Annotated in this window: 2 pseudogenes; both read right to left on the bottom strand. The window is 40.2% G+C overall.

Going from position 1 to position 1,055, the window contains the following annotated elements:
• Nucleotides 1-141: pseudogene (locus ACFIK8_RS09015) on the bottom strand (HlyD family secretion protein); the annotation flags it as partial.
• Nucleotides 138-1,055: pseudogene (locus ACFIK8_RS09010) on the bottom strand (MFS transporter); the annotation flags it as partial. The pseudogenes ACFIK8_RS09015 and ACFIK8_RS09010, both read right to left, overlap by 4 nt.

The raw sequence follows: 1,055 nt of genomic DNA, 5'->3' as shown, positions 1-1,055 counted from the left end.
GCCCTTAACAGAAGCATTATTCGTTATTTGAATTGCACTGACAAATGGGGGAAGTTTCCAAGCCCATAAAATCAGCAAAACACCCGTAACACCTGATAGGAATGCAATAATGGTCGCTTTTGACCGTAATGCTTTTATCACTTTTTGCACTCCTCTTCACTGACATTGCTCTTCTTTTCGTATGCACGTAAAAAACATAACTTTAAAAATATTTTGGCAAGAAAAACAGCAAACACAACCGTTGCAATATAAAAATAAAGCCGAAAAACATCATCATAAGCAAAAATGTTTGCTGTTAACTTAAATTTTTCAATCAGCCTAGATACGTCTTGCTTATCCCCCAAAACATGGGACATAGGAACCCTAAAAGAAGACGAAAATAAGGTATTCACCTCACCTGAAATAAGGGGATCCGTAACAACAATATTTTGTATTAAGGATACAAAATTCTTATGAGCGAACATAAACTGCAAACTGCCAAAAAAAGCCGACCCCATCAATCCCCCCGTCACTTGCGTCAGCAGAAAAACAGCAATAAAACTTAAGATGTAACGTGGTCCTCGCGCACCAGCCACCACGAACCCCTTGAAAAGCGTAGGAGGTAAAAAAAGCGCATAACTAAGGCTCACCAATCCTTGACTCAGCATCATATCTTGCGGACGTGTTAAGTGGTTGACATGGCTATCTAAATAAGCCCCAAGCGCCAAACAACCCAAAGATAAAAGATAAAAATAGTCCTCACGACCGGCCCGTAAAAAAAAGACACAAATCGCACCCCCTAAAAGGGTGCCAAATGTAATTGCAAGATACATGGGCATCATTTCACGATTTAACAAACCAAAAAGATTAACAAAACCGGCTGCTAAACTTGATCGCTCCAATAAGAAAACGTGAAAGACCAATAAAATGAGAACAGATTGTACGATTTCTTTACTGAAAAGCCAGCGTAAATCAATCAACGGCTTTTCTCTATTAAGCTCAATAATCGTCGCAATGACCAAAGACAAAACAGCCAGTGCCAGGCCCCAACCGTTCCATGGTGCCTCGAACCACCA

This window comes from Bartonella sp. MR168JLCBS (assembly GCF_042194175.1).
The sequence above is the reverse complement of the archived record's forward strand: the minus strand, read 5'-3'. Positions and strand labels throughout refer to the sequence as shown.